Origin of the sequence: Hongsoonwoonella zoysiae, assembly GCF_013266695.1 — a bacterium.
Taxonomy (GTDB): Bacteria; Pseudomonadota; Alphaproteobacteria; order Rhizobiales; family Stappiaceae; genus Hongsoonwoonella; species Hongsoonwoonella zoysiae.
This window is the reverse complement of the sequence record NZ_JABRXF010000002.1, coordinates 473,819-494,970: the sequence shown is the minus strand read 5'-3', so window position 1 is coordinate 494,970 and position 21,152 is coordinate 473,819. Positions and strand designations below refer to the sequence as shown.

Sequence of the window (21,152 nt, the reverse complement as noted above, 5' to 3'; positions counted from 1 at the left end):
TAAATGCCCAAGCAGGCATCCGCCCGTTCGGATCAGAACCGCGTGCCGCCGCTCAGGCGGAAGACTTCGGTTTTGTCCTCGTCTTCCTTAAGCACAGCCCAGGCAAAGTCCATACGCAGCGGCCCGAAAGGCGAGATCCACTGGATGCCCGCGCCAATCGACGCGCGCGGAGCAAAGTCATTCGATTCAACGCTATCGGGTGTCAATCCTGCGAGACCACAGCTTGCGGGAGTTACAACGCAATCCTCGATCTCAGGCTCGACATCCCACAGCGCCCCGGCATCCGCAAAGACAGCGCCAGAGAGGCCGAGCTCCTTCGGAATCCAAGGGAACGGGAAGCGGCCTTCCGCATTCACATGCGCAAACCAGCGCCCGCCAAGGGCGTCATCAGTGCGCCTGTCGCGAGGTCCGATACCGCGCGGCTGGAAGCCGCGCAGCCAGTCCTGGCTATGCTGGAATTGCTCCTGCACGCGCAAGTCATTACCGATGCTGGTGATATAGCCACCGCCGGCACGCAATTGTCCTACAAGGCCCCAATCCGCGTAGATTTCCCGATAGGCCCGCGCTTCGACGGTCGTGCGGATGTATTGCGCATCACCACCGAGCCCCGCGATCTGCTGATCGAACTTGGCGTATATGCCCTCGTTCGGATTGAAGTTCTGATCGAGCGTGTTGTAGACGATGGAATATCCCGGCGCCGAAGTCAGAACCTCGCCCAGTCCATCACGAATGGCCGCTGAAATGTTGGTATTAGCCAGCGTACTATTATCCAGCTCAACATCGCGATTGAAGATGTTGTAGTAAAGATTCAACCGCAGTTCGTCCTCGCGAAGCGGCAGGCCAAAGGCAATGCTGCCGCCCGTCGTCGTCTCGTCATACTGACGGAAGTCATTGGCATCGAATGAGCGTTGATACGCCTCAAGCGACATCGAAATACGCCGGCCGAGGAAAAACGGTTCGGTGAAGGCAAATTCATAAGTTTCCTGAGATTCGCCGAGCCCGAACTTCGCGCGGACGAACTGCCCTCGGCCAAGAAAGTTCTTTTCGGTAATCGTGATATCGCCAAGAACACCGTCGGAGGTCGAGTAACCGACACCGAAAGAAACTTCACCTGTCGGCTGCTCTACGACATCGACATTGATGACAACGCGGTCCGGTGCACTGCCGCGCGATGTCGAAATCCGCACATCCTTGAAGAAGCGCAGGTTCTTGAGCCGGCGCTCCGCCTTGTCAAGCAGAACGCGGTTGAAGGCGTCGCCTTCGGCAAGATCGAACTCGCGGCGAATAACGTAGTCGCGCGTACGGTCGTTGCCGCGCACGTTAATCCGCTCCACATAAGCGCGCGGGCCTTCCTCGATGAAGTATGTGATCGAGATCGTGCGATTTTCGAAATCGCGATTGGCGCGCGGACGCACCTGGGCAAACGCATACCCCTGTTTGGCGACCTCGATAGTCATGTCCTCAAGCGTCTTTTCGACGTCGAGAGAATCATAGGTATCGCCAGCATCGGTGCGCACCACGGCACGCAATTCTTCCGGATCGACCGCCGACAGCGATGTCTGAACGTCGATTTCACCGAAAGTGTATTGTTCGCCCTCTTCCACCGTGAAGGTCACGTAGAAAACATTCTCTTCCCGATCGAGGTCCGCCACGGCGGAAACGATGCGGAAATCGGCATAACCGTGCCGGTAATAGAACTGGCGGATTAGTTCCTGATCGGCATCCAGGCGGTCGGGATCGAAAGTATCGGTCGTGCGCAGGAAGCCGAGCAGCCCCGTCTCTCGTGTGCGGATAACATCGCGAAGGCGGCTGTCGCTGTAGCGCTCGTTGCCGATGAAGGTTATTCGCTCGATGCCTGTCTTATCGCCTTCGTTGATTTCGAACACGAGATCGACACGGTTGTTGTCACGGCTGATGACCTTCGGCTCCACCGAGGCACGATACCGACCCGAGCGGCGATAAGCTTCAAGGATGTTCTGGACGTCCGACTGCACTTTTGCCTTTGTCAGCACCGAACGTTCGGTAGTCCTGACAACGGCGGTCAACGCTTCGTCGGAGAGCCTGTCGTTTCCTTCAAACGAGATACGGCTGACAATCGGGTTTTCGACCACGCGAACGATGAGAGTGCCGCCGCTCTGCGAAATAGAAACGTCCTCGAACAAACCGGTCGCGAACAGCGCTTTCAACGATTCGTCGACGTCAGAGGGACCATAAGGCCGTCCGGCGCGGATGGTGAGGTAGCTTTCGACGGTCGCATCCTCGATACGGGTCGTGCCTTCAACCTGAATCCTGCTTGCGACTGCAGCCTGTGCTGCCTTGATGCCGATGACAGGCACCCCCTCGGGAGCGACGGCACCGGCGCCAATGGCCACGGATGCCAGCAGGAACGCCCTGGTCAAAGTCTGGAAACGCTGCATAGAAACGCTATGCCTTTTCTTTTTCGCCTCGCAGCGGTCCGATTTCCGGTCCGCCATGCGGAGACTCCCATTGGAGATTCTTTAATGCCGTCAGCCGTTTTACAGGCTTTTGGCAATGACGCAACCGCTGTCATGGAGCCTGTGTATTTTCATTTTGAAGCGTTGCCCCCGTGACACGCAAAGACACGTTAAAGCGAGCTCAAGTGCATGACATCGTTCCATGTTGCAAAGATCATCAGCATCAGCACGATCGCGATTCCTATTCGAAAGCCATAGTCCTGAACCCGCTCGCTCAAGGGTTTTCCGCGGATCGCCTCCACTGCGTAAAACAGCAGATGACCACCGTCGAGCATTGGTATCGGAAAAAGGTTCAACAGACCGATGCTGACCGACAGGATCGCAGTCAGATTGATTAGCGCGGCAAACCCCAGCGTTGCCACCTGCCCGGATATCTGGGCGACACGTATAGGCCCGCCAAGTTGATCCGCAGACTCACGCCCGACAACGATACCGGTAAGGTAGCTGCCGGTCCGCTCCACGACAAACCAGGTCTCTTTCACCCCTTCCCCAAGCGCCTCTACCGGGCCATAGGTGCGCTCCACGATATCTTCCGGCGAAGGGCTCCGACTGACGCCGAGAACACCGATTTTCTGAACGTTCCCAAACGGATCCTCGATCTCCCGGCGACGCGGCGTTACTGAAAACGTCAGAATCTCATCGCCGCGCACCACCGTGACGTCCAGCGGGACATCAGCGCTTGTCGCAATGATACGTTGCAGATCATTGAAGGTTTCGATTGGAAAACCGTCTATGCGAACGATCAGATCTCCCGGTTGAAGTCCGGCATCCGAAGCAGCACTTGCCGGCTGAACAGCATCGACACGGGGGGCGATCTCCGCACGTCCAACAATCGCAAAGATGAGAGCGAATAGCACGATCGACAAAATGAAATTGGCAATCGGACCGGCGGCAACGACGGCGGCACGTTTACCCACGCTCTTTGTCTGGAAGGCGCCCCGAAGTTCTTCTTCCGACATCTGCCGGAGAGCTTCCTGATCCGGCGCGCTTGCCTCGTTCTCGTCGCCTGCGAACTTCACATAGCCGCCGAGCGGTATGACCGAAAGCTTCCAGCGTGTCCCTTTTTTATCGGTCCAGCCGAACAACTCTCGTCCAAAGCCAACGGAAAAGGCCTTGACGGTTACGCCGCACCAGCGTGCCACCAGAAAATGTCCGAGTTCATGGAAGAAGACGACAATCGTAAGCACGAAGAGGAACGGCAATATATAGCCGAACGCCGTACTGAAGATCGATTGCACAAAATCCATGATCTGTCCCCATTCTCCCGCCGCGAGTTTCCGTAACAGCGGTAAATACTTTGTTTCCAGCTCAGGTGCGCGAAAATTCTTCCGCCGACCGCCTTGCCGCCGCATCGACATTCATAACGTCGAATATAGAACCGCAATTCGACAATTCACCCGCGCGATCGAGCGTTTCGATCGTCTTCTCCACGATCGCGACGATGTCGAGAAACCCGATTCTGCGGCGTAAAAACGAATCGACTGCGACCTCGTCAGCGGCATTGAGAGCCGCCGTGGCCGCCATACCAGCTTCCAGCGCTCTGTAAGCCAGCGGCAGCGCTGGAAAACGCAAACCGTCCGGTTTCTCGAAGGTGAGCGATCCCAATGCGGCAAGATCAAGGCGCTGCGTCGGAACGGGGATGCGCTCCGGCCACGCGAGGCAATGGGAAATCGGCGTACGCATGTCGGGAGTGCCCAGTTGCGCGAGCAGGGAGCCGTCCCGATATTGCACAAGGCCATGCACGGCGGACTGCGGATGCACCAGGACCTCGAGGCGCTCGGCGGCTAACCCGTAGAGATAGTGAGCTTCGATAACCTCGAAACCCTTGTTCATCATCGTCGCGCTGTCGATCGAAATACGCTGCCCCATGTCCCAGTTGGGATGCTTCAACGCCTCCTCGGGCGTAACGCCACGCATTTCCTCCAGACTGAACTTGCGGAAGGGCCCGCCGGAAGCGGTCAGGATCACCTTTTCGACCTGATCCGAATTTTTCGTTTCAAGAACCTGGAAGATGGCATTGTGTTCGGAATCCACCGGCAGAATGGATGCACCGTGCCGTTCGGCCAATTCCATGAACAAAGAGCCCGCGCAAACTAGGCATTCCTTGTTTGCCAGCGCGATCGCGCGCCCCTTTTTGACGGCGGCAAGTGTCGGCGCAAGCCCCGCCGCGCCGACAATTGCGGCCACGACCATGTCTGCATCGGCCATCGCAGCCTCTTCAACGGCTTCCGCCCCGGCCGCGGCCTCTACTCCCGTACCGGCAAGCAGATCCTTGAGAAGGTTGTAGCCCTCTGCGTCGGCCAACACCGCGCGCTCCGCGCCGACCCGGATCGCCGCATCCGCGAGGCCATGAGCGTTCCTGTTGGCGGTAAGGGTAGCGATGGAAAAACGCTCGGGATTGCGCGCGACGATATCAAGCGTGCTTTGGCCGATCGATCCGGTCGCGCCGAGGACCGACAGCCGCAACCGATCATGCCTGCTTTGGAGCACCGCCCCCGAACCGACTGAAGGGGATGGAGCTTTCTTCAACGAACCACCCTGTTCAAGCGCCATAGAGTGTTACCAATTCGCTAACGGGATCGGCGAAGTTTCCGGTTACGGCAACTGCTAGAAAGTAGAAAACGGCAGCGCCGGCGACAAGCCCGTCGACCCGGTCCATTATGCCACCGTGTCCAGGGATCAGCGCTCCTGAATCTTTCACGTCGAACCGTCTTTTCACAGCGCTTTCAAACAGGTCTCCGAATTGTGATGCCACAGAAAGAACCATGGCGGCCGCGATCCATGCTATAGGATGCACGCCTCCGGCGAGCGCTGAAAATATGGCTCCGACGATGAAGGCTGCCATTAGGCCCCCAATCGCGCCGCTCCAGGTTTTTTTCGGCGAAACTTTCGGCCAAAGCTTCGGTCCGCCTATCGAGCGTCCGGCAAAATAGGCGGCGATATCCGTCGCCCAAACCACCCCAAAAAGAAACATTATGACGTAGAGTCCGTATTCGCCGGAACGCAAGGCGATAAGTGCTATTCCGGATATCCCGGCATAGGCGAGGCCCTCCGCCTTCCATTTGTGAGATGCGCTGAAGCGGAGAACGACGGACACGAGAAGCACCGCGGTTATGAGCAGCGCCAGTGCAGGAAGGTATTGCCCGAAGTGACTGAGCACGAGCACGCCAAAAAGCGCGATGAAACTTGCGATAACATCAACTTGCGGAAAACTGCCTCCGACGATCTTCACCCACTCACGCAAAAGGAGCAGGCACGCTGCCGCCACGAATCCGGAGAAAATAACGCCACCCAACCACACTGCGGCGAGGGCTAGGGGAGCAAGCACAAGTGCCGAAATCACACGAAGCCGCAGGTTCGACGGTTGCCTCGTCCCTTCGGCGCCTGCTCCCTTCCCGTCGTTCATCCGCCCGCCTGACCGGACAAACCGCCATAGCGTCGTTCACGTCCCGCAAAGACGGCCAACGCATCATCGAAAGCTTCCTCGTTGAAGTCCGGCCAATTCAAGCTTGGGAAGAAGAATTCCGCATAAGCTGCTTGCCACAATAGAAAATTTGAAAGGCGCTGTTCCCCGCTTGTACGAATAATCAGGTCCGGATCGGGCAGCGCGACCGTGTCGAGCCGGCTTGCAATCATCGCCTCATCCACTTGTTCCGAAGAAATTTCACCCCGGACCACAGCTTCGACGATTGATTTTACGGCTCGCGTCAACTCGTTTCGGGCGCCGTAGTTGAAGGCGACGGTTAGCACCATCCCGCTGTTGTCGCAGGTGACTGTTTCTGCTTCATCAAGAAGGCTGAGGATTTCCGGAGACAATCCATCCCGCTCGCCGATGATGCGCACCTTGATGTTGTTGCGGTCGAGCTCCGCGAGGTCGCGCTGAACGAATCGTTGGAGCAACCCCATCAGAAAGCTGACTTCCGCTTCCGGTCGCGTCCAATTTTCGGAAGAAAAACTGTAGAGCGTGAGAAAGCCGATACCTCGCTTGGCCGCATGACGCACGATTTTTCGCAGCGTTTCCACGCCCTTGCGATGCCCTTCCGTCCTCGGCAGGTTTCGCTCGCGCGCCCACCGGCCGTTTCCATCCATGATGATGGCGACATGGCGCGGAAACACTGCCTTTTCGTCGGGGCAGGCATTTGTAAATGCGTTTCGCTGCGCCGTCGCCGTCATTTCATTCCCTCACATCCGGCGCCGCACGCAAGCGGTGCCGATAAAGGAGCATGCGTCAGATCTGCGAGATTTCCTGCTCTTTTTTTGCAAGAATCGCATCAATTTCGGCAATCATATCATCTGTCAGTTTTTGAACCTTGTCCGAAGAGACACGGCTGTCGTCCTGACTGAGGTCGCCATCTTTTTCCAGTTTCTTGATCATGTCCATTCCGTCCCGGCGAACGTGACGAACTGCGACCTTTGCCTGTTCGGCATATTTATGCGCGACCTTGATCAGCTCATGGCGCCGTTCTTCGTTAAGCTCCGGGATTGGCAAGCGCAGATTTTGACCATCAACAACCGGGTTCAGACCAAGGCTTGATTCGCGAATTGCTTTTTCCACCGCCGAAACCATCGAACGGTCCCAAACCTGTACCGAAATCATACGCGGCTCAGGCACACTGACGGTGGCTACCTGATTAAGCGGCATCGAACTGCCATAGGCATCGACGGAGATCGGATCAAGCATTCCTGCCGAAGCGCGCCCCGTGCGCAAGCCCGCCAGTTCGGTCTTGAGCACACCAATGGCGCCGTTCATCCGGCGCTGCAAGTCACTATAGTTGACATCCTGAGCGGGCATGGATCTTCTCCTGCGATTCTTGTTGCCGCCGCATTCTGGCATGAGGCGGGTTAGCCGTGAAACTCCCGGCCCGGCAACCGTTTCAGCGCGTGAGGGCAACCATCCATCGAAAGAGCCGGTGCATCAACAGTGCGATGGCCCAAAGCTGGACATAAACCGACCTATCGACAGGAAGGGCTGCCATATCAGCCTTCAATCACCGTATAGCGCCCCTCGCCGTTCATTACATCGACCAGCGCGCCGGGAGTTCGAATTGAAAAGACGATTACCGGAATAGCGTTGTCCCGGGCAAGCGCAATCGCAGTCGCATCCATCACCTTGAGATCGCGCTCAAGCACTTCCTGTGGGGTGAGTGTGTCATAACGTTCGGCATCCGCGTTCACTTTGGGATCATCCGAATAGACCCCGTCTACGCTGGTGCCTTTGAGGAAAGCATCGCAACGCATTTCCGCCGCACGAAGCGCCGCACCGCTGTCTGTGGTGAAAAACGGATTGCCCGTTCCACCGGCGAAGACGATCACATCGCCATCTTCCATGTAGCGGTCGGCACCACGCTGGGTAAAAGTTTCGCAAATCGAAGGAACAGGCACGGCGGAAAGCACACGCGCCTGAACCCCGAACCGACGAAGCGCATCCGCGAGCGTCAGGCTGTTCATTACCGTAGCGAGCATACCCAGGTGATCGCCCGTAACTCTGTTTCCACCTTTTGCCGCAACTGCCACGCCACGGAAAATGTTGCCGCCGCCAACCACAACACCGACCTGAGCACCCAGGCGGACCGCCTCGGCAATTTCATTCGCCACCCTATCGACCGTTTCCGGATCGATCCCGAAATCTTGCGAGCCCATCAAAGCCTCGCCGGAAAGCTTGACGAGCACGCGGCGCCAACGAAGCTTGCTGGTCATCGTTCATCCCATGCGTTGATTATTGAAATACCGGCTGCCAGGGACACCGAGGGCGCGAAGCCTCACCCGGCGCCTTATGAAAGCAGCTATTCCTATCCTCGCAAACGGTTCGTGGAAACCGCCTTGTTGATGCCCGCCAATAAATCCCCAGACAACTTTGGAAGCTTTCCTCAGCTCGCATTCAAAACGCAGGCAAAAAAAAGCGCCGGATCAACCGGCGCTTTCTTGGCTCAGTTGCCGGCCGCCGCGGCAACCTCCGCGGCGAAATCGGCTTCTTCTTTTTCTATGCCTTCGCCGAGGGCGAAACGGACAAACGCTGCGATTTTCACAGGCGTTCCAAGCTCGGCGCCGAGTGCCTCAGCGGCCTTCTCTACCGTGTTGTCCGGATCGATCACGAAAGCCTGCTTGAGAAGCGTTACCTCCTCGTAGAACTTGCGCATGCGACCTTCCACCATCTTTTCGATGATGTTCTCCGGCTTGCCGGATTCGCGCGCCTGCTCGCTGAAGACAGCACGCTCACGTTCGACCACATCACTGTCTAGCTGGTCGACAGTTAGCGCCAGCGGATTGGTTGCCGCAACATGCATTGCCACCTTGCGGCCGAAATCGTTCAGCTTTGCCTTGTCCCCGGAGGATTCGATGGCGACAAGTACGCCAATCTTACCGAGGTTTTCAACAACGGCAGAATGCACGTAAGAGGCCACCACGCCTTCAGATACGGAAAGGCTAGCCACACGGCGCAACGTCATGTTCTCGCCGATGGTCGCGACTGCGTCCTTGATTTCGTCTTCAACGGACTTGGATGAGCCCGGAAACGAAGCCGCATTCAGCTTTTCGATGTTTCCTTCCGCCTCAAGCGCTGCATCCGCAACGCCCTTGACAAGCTTCTGGAAGTTTTCGTTGCGCGCAACGAAGTCGGTCTCGGAATTCAACTCGATAACCGCTGCCTTGCCATCGGCCGAAGAAATGCCGACGAGACCTTCAGCCGCCACGCGGCCCGCCTTTTTCGCGGCCTTGGAAAGGCCCTTGGCGCGCAGCCAGTCAATGGCCGCTTCCATGTCGCCGTCGGTCTCTTTCAGAGCCGTCTTGCAATCCATCATCCCCGCGCCAGTCGTCTCGCGGAGTTCTTTCACCATCGCTGCGGTAATGCTCATCAATCGCCTCGTGGATGAGAATAGGGTTCGAGTCAGGGCATAGCCCATGACTGTCCCGGGTAATGTGACAGCGCCCGCGCAAGTGTATGCCGGCGGACGCGCGCTTGCAGGAGCCGGCACGGGCCTGCGCCCAAACCGGCTCCTATCGCGAAATTACTGTGCCGCGGTTTCGTCCGCAGCGGGCGCGGCTTCTTCAGCTGCCGGTGCGGCATCTTCGCTCACCGCTTCGGCCTCTGTCTCCACGGCCGGCTCGATCGGAGCTTCTTCGGAAGCGCCGACATCCACACCCATATTGCCCTGGGCGCGCGAAATACCGTCAATCGCGGCACGGGCGACGAGATCGCAGTAGAGCGTGATCGCGCGGCCGGCGTCATCATTGCCGGGGATCGGGAAATCGATACCATCGGGGTCGCAATTGGAATCAACCACGGCGGCAACGGGAATGCCAAGCCGACGGGCTTCCTGAATGGCGATCGCTTCGCGGTTCGTGTCGATGACAAAGATCAGGTCGGGCAACCCGCCCATATCCTTGATACCGCCAAGGTTCCGCTCGAGCTTTTCGCGCTCGCGGTCCATGAACAGACGCTCTTTCTTGGTAAGGCCGACACCTTCGTTTGAAAGCGTCTCCTCAAGCTTACGCAGGCGCTGGATCGAGTTGGAAATCGTTTTCCAGTTCGTCAACATGCCGCCAAGCCAGCGGGCGTTGACGAAATACTGCGCGGAACGGCGCGCGGAGTCGGCAACAGCTTCCTGCGCCTGGCGCTTCGTGCCGACGACCAGAACGCGGCCGCCTCCGGCCACGGTGTCGGACACCGCCTTAAGCGCCTGGTGCAGCAAAGGCACCGTCTGGGCAAGGTCGATAATGTGGATGTTGTTACGCACACCAAAGATGTAGGAACCCATTTTCGGGTTCCAGCGGTGCTTCTGGTGGCCGAAGTGCACACCAGCTTCCAGAAGCTGGCGCATAGTGAAATCGGGCAGGGCCATGGCCTTGCTACTCCTGTTTTTCCGGTTAGACCTCCGCAGGGCTGTACGACCGGGCCGTACGATCACCGGATGGACTTCGCATGTGATGCGATTACCGAACCCTGCGTGTGGGATCTGGGCCTTATAAGCAGCACACAGGCGCAATTCAAGCCCGCAAAGACAGTCCGAGCGCCGCTTTTCGCCGAAATCTGCCCGCAAACGCCATCCAGCACCTTCCACTTGGGGCAGTTCAGGCCATTTGAACGTCGACGACGCCAGGAATCGCCTTCACCGCACCCGCAATCTGTGGCGACAGGCGGTAGCGATCGGGAAGCTTCACCTCGATCTCGCGTTGTCCCTGATCGAGAAGAACCACAACGTTCACGTCCCCGTCACCACGGTCTTTCAGGTGTCTCGAGAGGCTTGTAGCGGAAACCCCTTCACGCACGAAGACCGTCAGGCTTTTTTGAACGCGCGATGCCGCCGCCTCCAGCGTATCGATGGACTGGACGCGAAGGCTCACTTCCTCATCGCGCATGTCCGCACCCACAACCAGCACGACGGACTGGCCCGGCTCGATCTGGTCCCGGTACTGATAAAGCGTTTCGGAAAATAGCAGCGCTTCATATTGGCCTGTAGGGTCGGACAGGCGCACGATCCCCATGCGGTTGCCGGTTCGCGTCTTTCTCTCCTGCTTGGAGATCACCGTTCCGGCAAGCTTTCCGGCGGAAGCGCCCGCCTTAACCGCCTGCTCGAACTCAGCCCACATCTGAACACGCATTCGTTTCAGCAGCATCAGGTATTCGTCGAGCGGATGGGCAGACAGATAAAAGCCGATCGCTGCATGCTCGCGCTGGAGTTGATCGTCCGGCATCCATGGCGAAACGTCGGGCAGGTGTACCGCCTCTTCTTCCTCGGATACCCCGAACATGTTGCCTTGACCGGATAAGCTCTCTTCTTCCGTCAACTGCGCCACGCCGACGATCCGATCGAGGCCTTCGAAGACGCGGGCGCGGTTGCGTTCCAGATCGTCAAACGCTCCGGCTGCGACGAGACTTTCAAGCGTGCGCTTGTTCAGATTGCGTGCGCCGATCCGCCGGGCAAAATCGCTGATCGACCTGAAAGGCCCCTCACGCCGCACCGAAACGATATGCTCCACGACCTGCTCGCCGACCCCCTTGATCGCGCCGAGCGCGTAGCGCACCTTTCCATCCTCCACCTCGAAATGAACGTCCGAGCGGTTGATGGATGGCGGAAGAACTTCGATGTGCATCCGCCGCGCTTCCTGGCAGAAGTCACTCAGCTTGTCGGTGTTGCCCAGGTCGAGCGTCATGGAGGCCGCCATGAATTCGACCGGGTAATTCGCTTTCAGCCATGCCGTCTGGTAGGAAACGAGCGCATAAGCTGCGGCGTGCGACTTGTTGAAGCCGTAGTTGGCGAATTTTGCAACGAGGTCGAAGATCGTCCCGGCCTGCTCCTTGTCGATGCCTCGCTCTACCGCGCCGTCGGTGAAGCGGGCGCGCTGGATCTCCATCTCGGAGGCGATCTTCTTGCCCATGGCACGGCGCAGCAGGTCGGCTTCACCGAGCGAATAGCCCGAAAGAACCTGCGCGATCTGCATCACCTGCTCCTGATAGACGATGATGCCGTTCGTCTCTTTCAGGATCGGCTCGAGCAGTGGATGCAGGTAGCCCGGCTCCTGCTCGCCGTGCTTGACCGCGTTATAGACGGGAATGTTGTCCATCGGCCCCGGGCGATAGAGAGCCACCAGCGCGATGATATCCTCGAACCGATCCGGCTTCATGCCGGCGATAGCCCGGCGCATGCCTTGGCTTTCAAGCTGGAACACACCGACCGTTTCACCCGCCGCCAGCAGCTTGTAGGTCTTTTCGTCATCGATCGGCAGAGCCGCCATGTCGATGTCGATGCCTTTTCGCTTGATGAGCTTCACCGCTGTGTCAATGACCGTAAGGGTCTTGAGGCCCAGGAAGTCGAACTTGACGAGGCCCGCCTGCTCCACCCACTTCATATTGAACTGGGCGACAGGCATGTCGGAGCGCGGGTCGCGGTAAAGGGGCACCAGCTTTTCGAGAGGCCGGTCTCCGATCACGACACCAGCGGCATGCGTGGAAGCGTGGCGATACAGACCTTCCAGCTTCTGGGCGACGTCGAGCAGCTTGTCGACACCCTCCTCGTTCTGCTGGGCCTCCTGCAGGCGCGCTTCATCCTGTATTGCCTGCGCCAGCGTCACCTGTTTGCCGGGCGCCGCGGGAACGAGTTTCGACAGCCGGTCGACCTGGCCATAGGGCATCTGCAGCACACGGCCGACGTCGCGAAGCACGGCGCGCGCCTGCAGCGTGCCGAAGGTGATGATCTGCGCCACCTGTTCGCGGCCGTATTTCTCCTGGACGTAGCGGATCACCTCCTCGCGGCGGTTCTGGCAGAAATCGATATCGAAGTCAGGCATCGATACGCGCTCCGGGTTGAGAAAACGCTCGAAGAGGAGCGCAAACCGCATAGGATCGAGATCCGTGATCGTGAGCGACCATGCCACGAGTGAGCCCGCGCCCGATCCACGCCCGGGTCCGACGGGTATGTCACGCAGCTTCGCCCATTTAATGAAGTCCGCAACGATCAGGAAATAACCAGGAAACTTCATCCGCTCGATGATGCCGAGTTCGTAGTCGAGCCGCTCCCAGTAATCCTTTTCTTCCATACCCGGTGCAAGACCGTGTGCCGCAAGGCGTTCCTTCAGTCCTTCCTGCGCCTGCCGTCGAAGCTCCGCGGCCTCCGCATTCAGCGCTTCCTCCGGGTCGGCACCCGCGCCCGTAAACCGCGGCAGAATCGGGCTGTGCTTAAGCGGGCGGAAATGGCATCGCCTTGCGATCTCCACCGTATTTTGGACGGCTTCCGGCAGATCGGCAAAAAGTTCGATCATCTCCGCACGCGTCTTGAAGTAGTGCTCGGGCGTAAGCCTTCGCCGATCGTCCTCCGCAACGACCCTCCCCTCGGCAATGCAGATCAGCGCATCATGCGCCTCGAAATCCTCCGCCTTCGGAAAATAGGCGTCGTTCGTTGCGACGATCGGAATGTTCCGGCTGTAGGCGAGGTCGAGCAGGCCCTGTTCCGCCTGGGCCTCCGCGCCTAGCCCGTGGCGCTGGAGTTCGATATAGAGCCGGTCGCCGAATGCAGCGTGAAGTGTGGAAAGGCGGCAAGCCGCCTTTTCATGTTCGCCTGCGAGCAAGGTCTGGGTCAGCGGCCCATTAAGTCCACCCGTCAGCGCGATGACGCCTTCGGCCTTCCCCGCCACGCGGCTCATCGGCACATGCGCAAGTTTCGTCGGATCGGTATCGAGATAGGACCGGCTGGCAAGGTCCATCAGGTTTTCATAGCCGGAGCGGCTTTGCGCAAGGAGGATCAGTTCGCTCAAATACTCCGTCCCTCGGCGTGCGCTTATCCCACCATCGTCAAAATCGACGAGGATCTGCAAGCCGACGATCGGCTGGATACCGGCGCCCCAAGCCTTCTCGGAAAATTCCAGTGCGCCGAACAGGTTTCCCGAATCTGTTACCGCGAGCGCCGGCTGTTCATCGGATTTCGCAAGTTCGATCAGCTTGCCGAGCGGCAACGCACCTTCCAGGAGCGAATAAGCCGAATGCGTTCTCAGGTGAACAAAGCCGACGTCCGCCATTTGCCGTCCCTTATCGGTGAGTCTCAGACTGTCAGAGTCCATCCTTGGAAGTATCATGTCGACTGCCCAAGACACATCACCCACTGAAATCAGATAGCCATGTGGACATTCGCCGGCTTCACCCGGCGTAGAGCAATACATCGCTCCAGACGGCCATTGTCGCAGTGAAAGCAATGATCGAACCGAACGCGGCCAGGTCTTGGAAAAATCCCTTGATATCGGCGGTCATGATGGCTCTCCTTCGTCATGATCACGTCACGACCAAAATAATGTTCGCTTTTTGTTCTTATTGCAACCTTGATTTGTTCTTTTATATTTACTGGTAAACTTTTAGTTAAACAACTTCTTTGCTATTTTCGAAACGTGCAGGAATGCTGGGCTTGGCACGTCAACCCTCAAATTCCACAACGCGCCCTTCCTGCAGGGTGATACAGCGATCCATGCGTTCTGCGAGTTCCATATTGTGGGTCGCAAATAGCGCCGCCAAGCCGGACGCCCGCACCAGTGCCACCAGTGCTTCGAAAACATATGTCGCCGTCTTGGGATCGAGGTTGCCGGTGGGTTCGTCGGCAAGCAGCACCTTCGGAGCATTTGCGACCGCCCTGGCGATCGCCACCCGCTGCTGCTCGCCGCCGGAAAGTTCGGCAGGCCTGTGGTCCATTCTTTCCTGCAGGCGCATATAGCCGAGCAACTCACTGCTGCGTTCCAGCGCCTCGTCTCGGTTCAGCCCGCGAATGAGTTGAGGCATGGCGACGTTTTCAAGCGCTGTGAATTCCGGCAGAAGGTGGTGGAACTGGTAGACGAAGCCGATGTCGTTGCGGCGGATTCGGGTGCGCTCCGCGTCGTTCGCCTTGCCACAAGGCGTACCACCGATGAAGACCTCGCCACTGTCGGGCCGTTCCAGCAGGCCGGCAATGTGTAGCAATGTGGACTTGCCCGCACCGGAGGGCGCAACAAGCGCCACGATCTGGCCGGGGTGGAGCGTAAGGTCGGCGCCTTTCAGCACCTGAAGCCGCCCATGTCCTTCCTTGAAGCTTCGGGTGATGCCGGACAGATGCAGCGGATGTACGGCTGCGGCCTGCCGAAGATGCGGCGTCTCATCCATTTGATAGTGCGCTTCCTCGCTCATTCGTATCTAAGCGCCTCCACAGGGTCGAGACGGGCCGCGCGCCATGCCGGATAGAGCGTTGCGAGAAGCGAAAGAACGAGCGCCATGACAACCACGGTGATCGTTTCCCCAGTGTCCATATCCGCCGGCAGCCGGCTCAAGAAGTAAAGTTCGGGAGAGAATATCTCCGTTCTCGTCAACCAGGATATCCCTTGGCGGATCGTCTCGACGTTTAGGCAGACGATAAAGCCCAGAATGAACCCGGCAATGGTCCCAACGACGCCGATGCTGGCCCCGGTAATCACGAAAACGCGCATGATCGCGCCCCGCGTTGCCCCCATGGTGCGCAATATCGCGATGTCGTGGCCCTTGTCCTTCACGAGCATTGTCATGCCGGAAATGATATTCAAGGCTGCCACAAGCACGATAAGGGTGAGAATCAGGAACATGACGTTTCGCTCCACTTCGAGCGCGGAGAAGAACGTCATGTTCCTTTGCCGCCAGTCCGTGACGAATGCCGGTCGCCCCGCCCCTTCTTCCACGACCCGGCGCATGGGGCCGACGTTGTCCGGGTCTTGCACGAAGACCTCGATGCCCGTCGCTGCGCCATCCTGATTGAAGTAGAGCTGTGCTTCCTCGAAAGGCATGAAGACGAATGTACTGTCGTATTCCGACATGCCGATCTCGAAGATCGCGACGACCGGATATCCCTTCACCCGCGGGGTAGTGCCGAGCGGGGTAATATTGCCGCGCGGAGAAACGATGGTGACCCGGTCGCCGATGGTCACACCCAGTTGTTGGGCCATTCGCGTGCCGATGGCAACGCCACCGCTGGTATCGAAATTATCAAACGCTCCGGCACGGATCGTTTTGGTGACGAGAGGTACCCTTCGCAAGTCCACTTCGCGCACGCCGCGCACCAGTCCGCCGAGTGCACCCACCGGCCCGGAAACGAGCGCCTGGCCCTCCACGAAGGGCATTGCGAAGCGCACACCATCCATGTTGTCGATCCGCGCCGCGACCGCATCATAGTCGTCGAGTGCGCTATCGATCGGCTGGACGAGCATATGGCCGTTCACGCCGAGGATCTTCGACAGAAGTTCACCGCGAAATCCGTTCATCACGGCCATGACGATGATGAGTGTCGCAACGCCCAGCATGATCCCTGTGAACGAGAAGCCGGCAATGATGGAGATGAATGTTTCCCGCCGACGCGAGCGCAGGTAACGTCCGGCCAGCATCCACTCGAATCTCGCGAAGGGGTGCGTTCCCTCGCGGCTCTCTCCGGCGGTTTCTGCTGTCATCGCGATTTCGGTCCCGTGGGCCTGTTATGCGTGCGGCGTCATCCCTTGATATCCGCCACCAGCCGATTGACCGCTTCTTGTGGCGAAACCGAGACGCGTTCGCCGCTGGAGCGATTCTTAAGCTCAACGATACCATCCTTGAGCCCTCGTGGCCCGACGACGAGTTGCCATGGCAGGCCAATCAGGTCCATCGTCGCGAATTTCGCGCCTGCGCGCGTGTCTTCATCGTCATACAGCACTTCGACACCCGCGTTTTCCAACTGGGTGTAGAGATGTTCGCAGGCCGCATCCGTCGCCGCATCGCCTGCCTTCAGGTTTACAAGACCAACGTGGAAAGGCGCGACCGACGTCGGCCATATAATGCCGTTCTCGTCGTGATGTGCTTCAATGAGTGCGGCGAGCAACCTCGAGACACCGACACCGTAGGAGCCCATGTGGACAGGCGTCTCCGTCCCGTCCGCAAGCGTCACATTCGCCCTCATGGGCTCGGAATATTTTGTTCCGAAATAAAAGATGTGACCGACCTCGATCCCTCGCGCGGTCACGCGCCGGTCGTCTGGAATCGCGCTGAAGGCCGCCTGGTCGTGCATTTCGTCCGTAGCTGCATATGGCGCGGTCCACGCGTCCACGATCGGCGTCAGATCCGCCTGGAAATCGGTATCCTCTCCCGGGATCGGCAGGTCCAGAATGTCCTTGTGGCAGAACACTTCGCTTTCGCCGGTCGACGCCAGAATAATGAATTCGTGGCTCATGTCGCCGCCGATTGGGCCAGTTTCCGCGCGCATGGGGATGGCTTTCAGCCCCATGCGGTGGAATGTCCTCAGATAGGCAACGAACATGCGGTTGTAGGCATGGCGCGCATTTTCCTTGTCGACATCGAAGGAATAGGCATCCTTCATCAGAAATTCCCGCCCACGCATAATGCCGAAACGCGGCCGCACCTCGTCACGGAACTTCCACTGGATATGGTAGAGGTTGAGCGGAAGATCCTTATAGGAGCGGACATTGGCCCGAAAGATCTCGGTGATCATCTCCTCATTGGTGGGGCCGAAAAGCATGTCCCGCTCATGCCGGTCGGTAATGCGCAGCATCTCGCGGCCATAGGCATCGTACCTCCCGCTTTCGCGCCATAGATCGGCGGACTGGATGGTCGGCATGAGAAGCTCAACCGCGCCCGCACGGTTCTGCTCTTCGCGCACGATCTGCTCTATCTTGCGAAGCACTCGGTACCCAAGCGGTAGCCAGGCATAGATTCCCGCCGATTCCTGCCGGATCATGCCTGCTCGCAGCATCAGGCGGTGGGAAACGATCTCCGCCTCCTTGGGAGTTTCCTTGAGGATGGGGAGGAAGTATCGGGAAAGGCGCATCTGGGTTCTCGCGGCTAGCGCTTCAACGGACTCATTCGCGTGCAGTCAAACCTTATGCGCCTGAAAAACACAAGCCCCGCGCGCGCTTACATCATCCGCTGGTCAAGGCTCCACAAAGGGGCTTTCCTCCGTGCCACAACCGCATGTGTGAGGTCTGCATGCTTTTTTGATCAAAAGGTCAAACCGGTTTGCAGGTTTCACTTTATACGCAAAGCAAAAAATTTAGGCGGACACTGCACAAAATGATGACAAGTGGAATTCGATGGAGTAACGTCACGCCCCATAAGAAGGTTCGGGCTGTATCAAGCAGTTCGCACCGAATAACAGACATCGCGGTCTGAGTCTTGGGAGGAAAGACCTTTCGGCGCCCACTATCGGTAGCTGCCCACCGGAAACCAGGTGTAAGCCAGTTCCGGTGATGAAAGGTCGAAGACGCGCAACTTCTGAAAAGCAAGGCCAACAGGCCTTGCTTTTTTTTGTTCCGAATCTTGGTGTCAACAACCTTCAGTTTATGGCGAAGCAGTAAAATAGGCCATCACCGCCGGTACCGCGAAGCGCTTCCTGGCTACAACCTCTGCTAGGGTGAGAAGAATTCCAGGACTTGGAAGGTGCGTCGTCGCGCAGTCCCATCCGGTCGTGATGGCCCACGATCGCGCTACCTTCGCCGTTCAACGTCCAGTCGCCGCAAGTGTTTTCATTCGCCGTACCATCTGGATTGCTCCCGGTCAGGATATCGTGCCGGTTCGGGCTGTCGCCGCGACCGTTCACCATCTCCCCATTTTCTGTGAGGCCGGTTTCCTTGCTTATCGTATTTGCGTCGGAGTGAAGCGCTTCCAGACTCTTTGCGATAACTTCGCCCTTGGCGTTCGCCCAGGGGCCACTGCCAATGCGGTCGCGCGCGTTAACGGATGATGTACTTAGGTAGGCGCGCCAGGTCTTGTCGACAGTTCCAGCGGCTTCGGCAAGCGCCTGGCAATGTGCGTCCGCACCTTCCACGCCGCCGAGATTGGCGCCGTCACCCGGCCCGGCGCTTGTAATAAAAAAGGACATATCCGGTGATTGTGCCTGCACCGGAATCGCGGCCGCAGACACAATTGCAAAGGTAAGAAAAACTCTCCGTCGGGATAGCATCACATGGTTCCTCCCTCATTACCCTTCTTTCGGGCTAAAGCGCTTTCGTGATCAGAATTCGCTCCATATTCAATATTTTGAGAATACTCCGCAATTCACGGCAATTATGGCCGTCCTGATGAATTTCACCCGGCCCGGATCACGATTACGTCAGCTTATTTTCACCTGCATTTTATAAATCGGGTTTCGCTCGTTCGATCCATATCAAACCGCAGGAGGCGGCTTCCGGCTATAGTTCCCGGCCAAAGGTCTCGCACGGAGCGAAACGGTCGAATCCGGAACGAATCGATGACGAAAAAGCCTGAACCGCATCCTCTTGAAACGCTGGGACGCGAATATATCGAAGCAATGATCGCAAGCGGTCTTGTGGACGATATAGCCGACTGTTCCGATCTCGTACCCCGTCCCTACCGTTATGCCGAAGGCGAATACATCTGCAGACATGGCGATGTGGCAGAATGCCTTTGGGTGATCGTCACCGGTTCCGTGGCGGTAAAGGAAGGTGATCGCACGCTCTTCGTCCGAAGACGCGGCGAGGTCGTGGGAGAGCAGAATCTCCTCGGAAACGGTTATCGGCGTATGTACGACCTCGTCGCCAGCGAAATGAATGTCGAAGTTCTGGTGGTCGACAAGGCGAGTATCGAAAAGCACCCTGAAAGGGATTTGATCTACCGTAATATCGCTCGCATCATCTCGCTCAAACTGAAGAACGCCAGCATCAAGGTTGCGTCCCTGAGCAGGCAGCTCCAGGATGACACGCGCATCCTGCACGCCTATACGAACCAATATGCGCTCAGTCGGCGCATGCAGGCTGGCGGCGGCCGGTTGACCGACTATAAGGTCGACCGGGCGATAATCTGGTTTTCGGATGTCGTCGGCTTCAGCGAACACACACTATCGATGAGCCCCGAGCGCACGGCCGATATCGTCCAGCGCTTCTTCAATGCGCAGTCCGTACCGATTGCCGCACATGGCGGATATATCGACAAGTTCATAGGCGACGGCTTGATGGCATTCTGGGTCTTGCAGGATGGCGCAAGCACGGCAAAGGCGTGTCTGGAATCATTGCGGGCGGCGGAAAACGCGGTGAAGGCCGTATCGGAAATCCGCATCGGAAATGCGCGCCTTCATCTTCGCATCGGGCTGCACCTCGGCCTCGCCCTCAGCGGGGATTTCGGCTCCGCCACCCGTCATCAGTTCACGCTGATCGGCAAGGACGTAAACAAGGCAGCACGCCTTGAGGAAGTTCACAAGGAAGATATTGTGGATGGAGACCCGGCGCCTGGCGACATACGTATCAGCACCGAATTTCGCGCCGAATTGAGCGACACCGTCCAGCAGCGTTACACTCGCCGCAGTATCGCTCGCGCCAAGAACATCGGTGAGATCGAGCTTTACAGTTAAGGCATATGCCGCGAAATCTAAGTTGGATTTCGCGACAAGGATATGATCAAAAAACTGATACTGGATCGAATTCTTGTCACGAAAGCGAAACTGCTTTCGTGGAAAGCGCCCTAGAGGTCAGATCGGGAAATCGTCCAGCGTGAGTCCTGAGTATACCCTGACCCAATAAAAGGCCGCGAAGATCACGCCGGCGACGATTGTGGTCAGTACGGCCTTTTTTGCAAGTTGCGGCGCATGAGGAGCGCTCGGCACCGTGCCGGGCACGATTTCACCTTCTTCTTCCTGTGTGCGCACGCCGATGGGCAGCACCGCGAAGAGCACAACCCACCAGATGATGAAATAAATAGCAAGACCCGATGTCAACGACACGCCCTGGCTCCAGTATTCTGATTACGCCTGTTCGAGTTCGACAAGCGTGCCATTGAAATCTTTAGGGTGCAGGAAAAGTACAGGCTTTCCATGCGCGCCGATTTTTGGCTCGCCATCGCCGAGGACGCGCGCGCCCTGCTCCTTCAGTCTGTCGCGTGCTGCGAGAATATCGTCAACCTCGTAGCAGACATGGTGGATGCCGCCCGCCGGGCTGCGGTCGAGGAAAGCCTGGATCGGAGAACCTTCACCAAGGGGCTCAAGAAGCTCTATCTTTGTGTTCGGAAGTTCTATGAAGACGACGGTTACACCGTGGTCCGGTTCTTCCTGGCGCTGAGAGACCTTGGCACCAAGCGTGTCACGATAGGTCACTGTCGCCGCTTCTAGGTCCGGCACCGCGATTGCAACATGATTGAGACGCCCGATCATGATCCATCCTTCCCGTTCGCTGCTTTCCCCGATGTGACGG

General features: G+C 58.0%; 17 protein-coding genes. 1 reads left to right on the top strand and 16 read right to left on the bottom strand.

Going from position 1 to position 21,152, the window contains the following annotated elements:
• Positions 1-32: 32 nt before the first annotated feature.
• The 14 genes from bamA to HPQ64_RS13430 form a co-directional block, all read right to left on the bottom strand.
• Positions 33-2,474: an outer membrane protein assembly factor BamA gene (bamA, locus tag HPQ64_RS13495; protein ID WP_210260267.1), complete on the bottom strand. Its 2,442-nt coding sequence runs from the start codon at positions 2,472-2,474 to the stop codon at positions 33-35.
• 131 nt (positions 2,475-2,605) lie between these two features.
• On the bottom strand, positions 2,606-3,742 hold the full coding sequence (gene rseP, locus HPQ64_RS13490; protein ID WP_172889592.1) for an RIP metalloprotease RseP: 1,137 nt from the start codon (positions 3,740-3,742) through the stop codon (positions 2,606-2,608).
• A gap of 61 nt (positions 3,743-3,803) precedes the next feature.
• On the bottom strand, positions 3,804-4,961 hold the full coding sequence (locus tag HPQ64_RS13485; RefSeq protein WP_246270708.1) for a 1-deoxy-D-xylulose-5-phosphate reductoisomerase: 1,158 nt from the start codon (positions 4,959-4,961) through the stop codon (positions 3,804-3,806).
• Positions 4,962-5,037: 76 nt separating this feature from the next.
• Positions 5,038-5,901 (bottom strand): phosphatidate cytidylyltransferase, encoded by an 864-nt coding sequence (locus HPQ64_RS13480; protein WP_172889008.1) that lies wholly within the window; start codon positions 5,899-5,901, stop codon positions 5,038-5,040.
• On the bottom strand, positions 5,898-6,668 hold the full coding sequence (locus HPQ64_RS13475; RefSeq protein WP_172889007.1) for an isoprenyl transferase: 771 nt from the start codon (positions 6,666-6,668) through the stop codon (positions 5,898-5,900). Before HPQ64_RS13475 ends, HPQ64_RS13480 begins: the two co-directional genes overlap by 4 nt.
• Positions 6,669-6,723: 55 nt before the next feature.
• A complete protein-coding gene (frr, locus tag HPQ64_RS13470) occupies positions 6,724-7,287 on the bottom strand; it encodes a ribosome recycling factor (RefSeq protein ID WP_172889006.1) in 564 nt (187 codons plus the stop codon).
• A 185-nt stretch (positions 7,288-7,472) separates the two neighbouring features.
• Positions 7,473-8,192, bottom strand: a complete 720-nt coding sequence (gene pyrH, locus HPQ64_RS13465; RefSeq protein WP_172889005.1) for a UMP kinase — start codon at positions 8,190-8,192, stop codon at positions 7,473-7,475.
• A gap of 230 nt (positions 8,193-8,422) precedes the next feature.
• Positions 8,423-9,346 carry a translation elongation factor Ts gene (gene tsf / locus HPQ64_RS13460; RefSeq protein WP_172889004.1) on the bottom strand — a complete coding sequence of 308 codons (924 nt, stop codon included), beginning with the start codon at positions 9,344-9,346 and terminating at the stop codon, positions 8,423-8,425.
• 153 nt (positions 9,347-9,499) lie between these two features.
• Positions 9,500-10,333, bottom strand: a complete 834-nt coding sequence (gene rpsB / locus HPQ64_RS13455; protein WP_172889003.1) for a 30S ribosomal protein S2 — start codon at positions 10,331-10,333, stop codon at positions 9,500-9,502.
• Between the two features lie 229 nt (positions 10,334-10,562).
• Positions 10,563-14,003 carry a DNA polymerase III subunit alpha gene (gene dnaE, locus HPQ64_RS13450; protein ID WP_172889002.1) on the bottom strand — a complete coding sequence of 1,147 codons (3,441 nt, stop codon included), beginning with the start codon at positions 14,001-14,003 and terminating at the stop codon, positions 10,563-10,565.
• 388 nt (positions 14,004-14,391) lie between these two features.
• Positions 14,392-15,108 (bottom strand): ABC transporter ATP-binding protein, encoded by a 717-nt coding sequence (locus HPQ64_RS13445; protein WP_172889591.1) that lies wholly within the window; start codon positions 15,106-15,108, stop codon positions 14,392-14,394.
• Positions 15,109-15,128: 20 nt separating this feature from the next.
• The gene (locus tag HPQ64_RS13440) at positions 15,129-16,415 is read right to left on the bottom strand and encodes a lipoprotein-releasing ABC transporter permease subunit (RefSeq protein WP_246270707.1); all 1,287 of its coding nucleotides are present in this window, start codon (positions 16,413-16,415) and stop codon (positions 15,129-15,131) included.
• A gap of 38 nt (positions 16,416-16,453) precedes the next feature.
• Positions 16,454-17,782, bottom strand: coding sequence for a proline--tRNA ligase (proS, locus tag HPQ64_RS13435; RefSeq protein WP_172889001.1), 1,329 nt, complete (start codon positions 17,780-17,782; stop codon positions 16,454-16,456).
• A gap of 504 nt (positions 17,783-18,286) precedes the next feature.
• Positions 18,287-18,913, bottom strand: a complete 627-nt coding sequence (locus HPQ64_RS13430) for a DUF1554 domain-containing protein (RefSeq protein ID WP_172889589.1) — start codon at positions 18,911-18,913, stop codon at positions 18,287-18,289.
• Positions 18,914-19,201: 288 nt separating this feature from the next.
• On the opposite strand from HPQ64_RS13430, the gene HPQ64_RS13425 reads away from it, so the two are divergent.
• Positions 19,202-20,317 (top strand): cyclic nucleotide-binding domain-containing protein, encoded by a 1,116-nt coding sequence (locus tag HPQ64_RS13425; protein WP_172889000.1) that lies wholly within the window; start codon positions 19,202-19,204, stop codon positions 20,315-20,317.
• A gap of 117 nt (positions 20,318-20,434) precedes the next feature.
• Here HPQ64_RS13425 and HPQ64_RS13420 read toward each other — a convergent pair whose 3' ends face one another.
• Positions 20,435-20,686 (bottom strand): DUF1467 family protein, encoded by a 252-nt coding sequence (locus HPQ64_RS13420; protein WP_172888999.1) that lies wholly within the window; start codon positions 20,684-20,686, stop codon positions 20,435-20,437.
• A 21-nt stretch (positions 20,687-20,707) separates the two neighbouring features.
• A complete protein-coding gene (gene mce / locus HPQ64_RS13415; protein WP_172888998.1) occupies positions 20,708-21,112 on the bottom strand; it encodes a methylmalonyl-CoA epimerase in 405 nt (134 codons plus the stop codon).
• Positions 21,113-21,152: the final 40 nt, after the last annotated feature.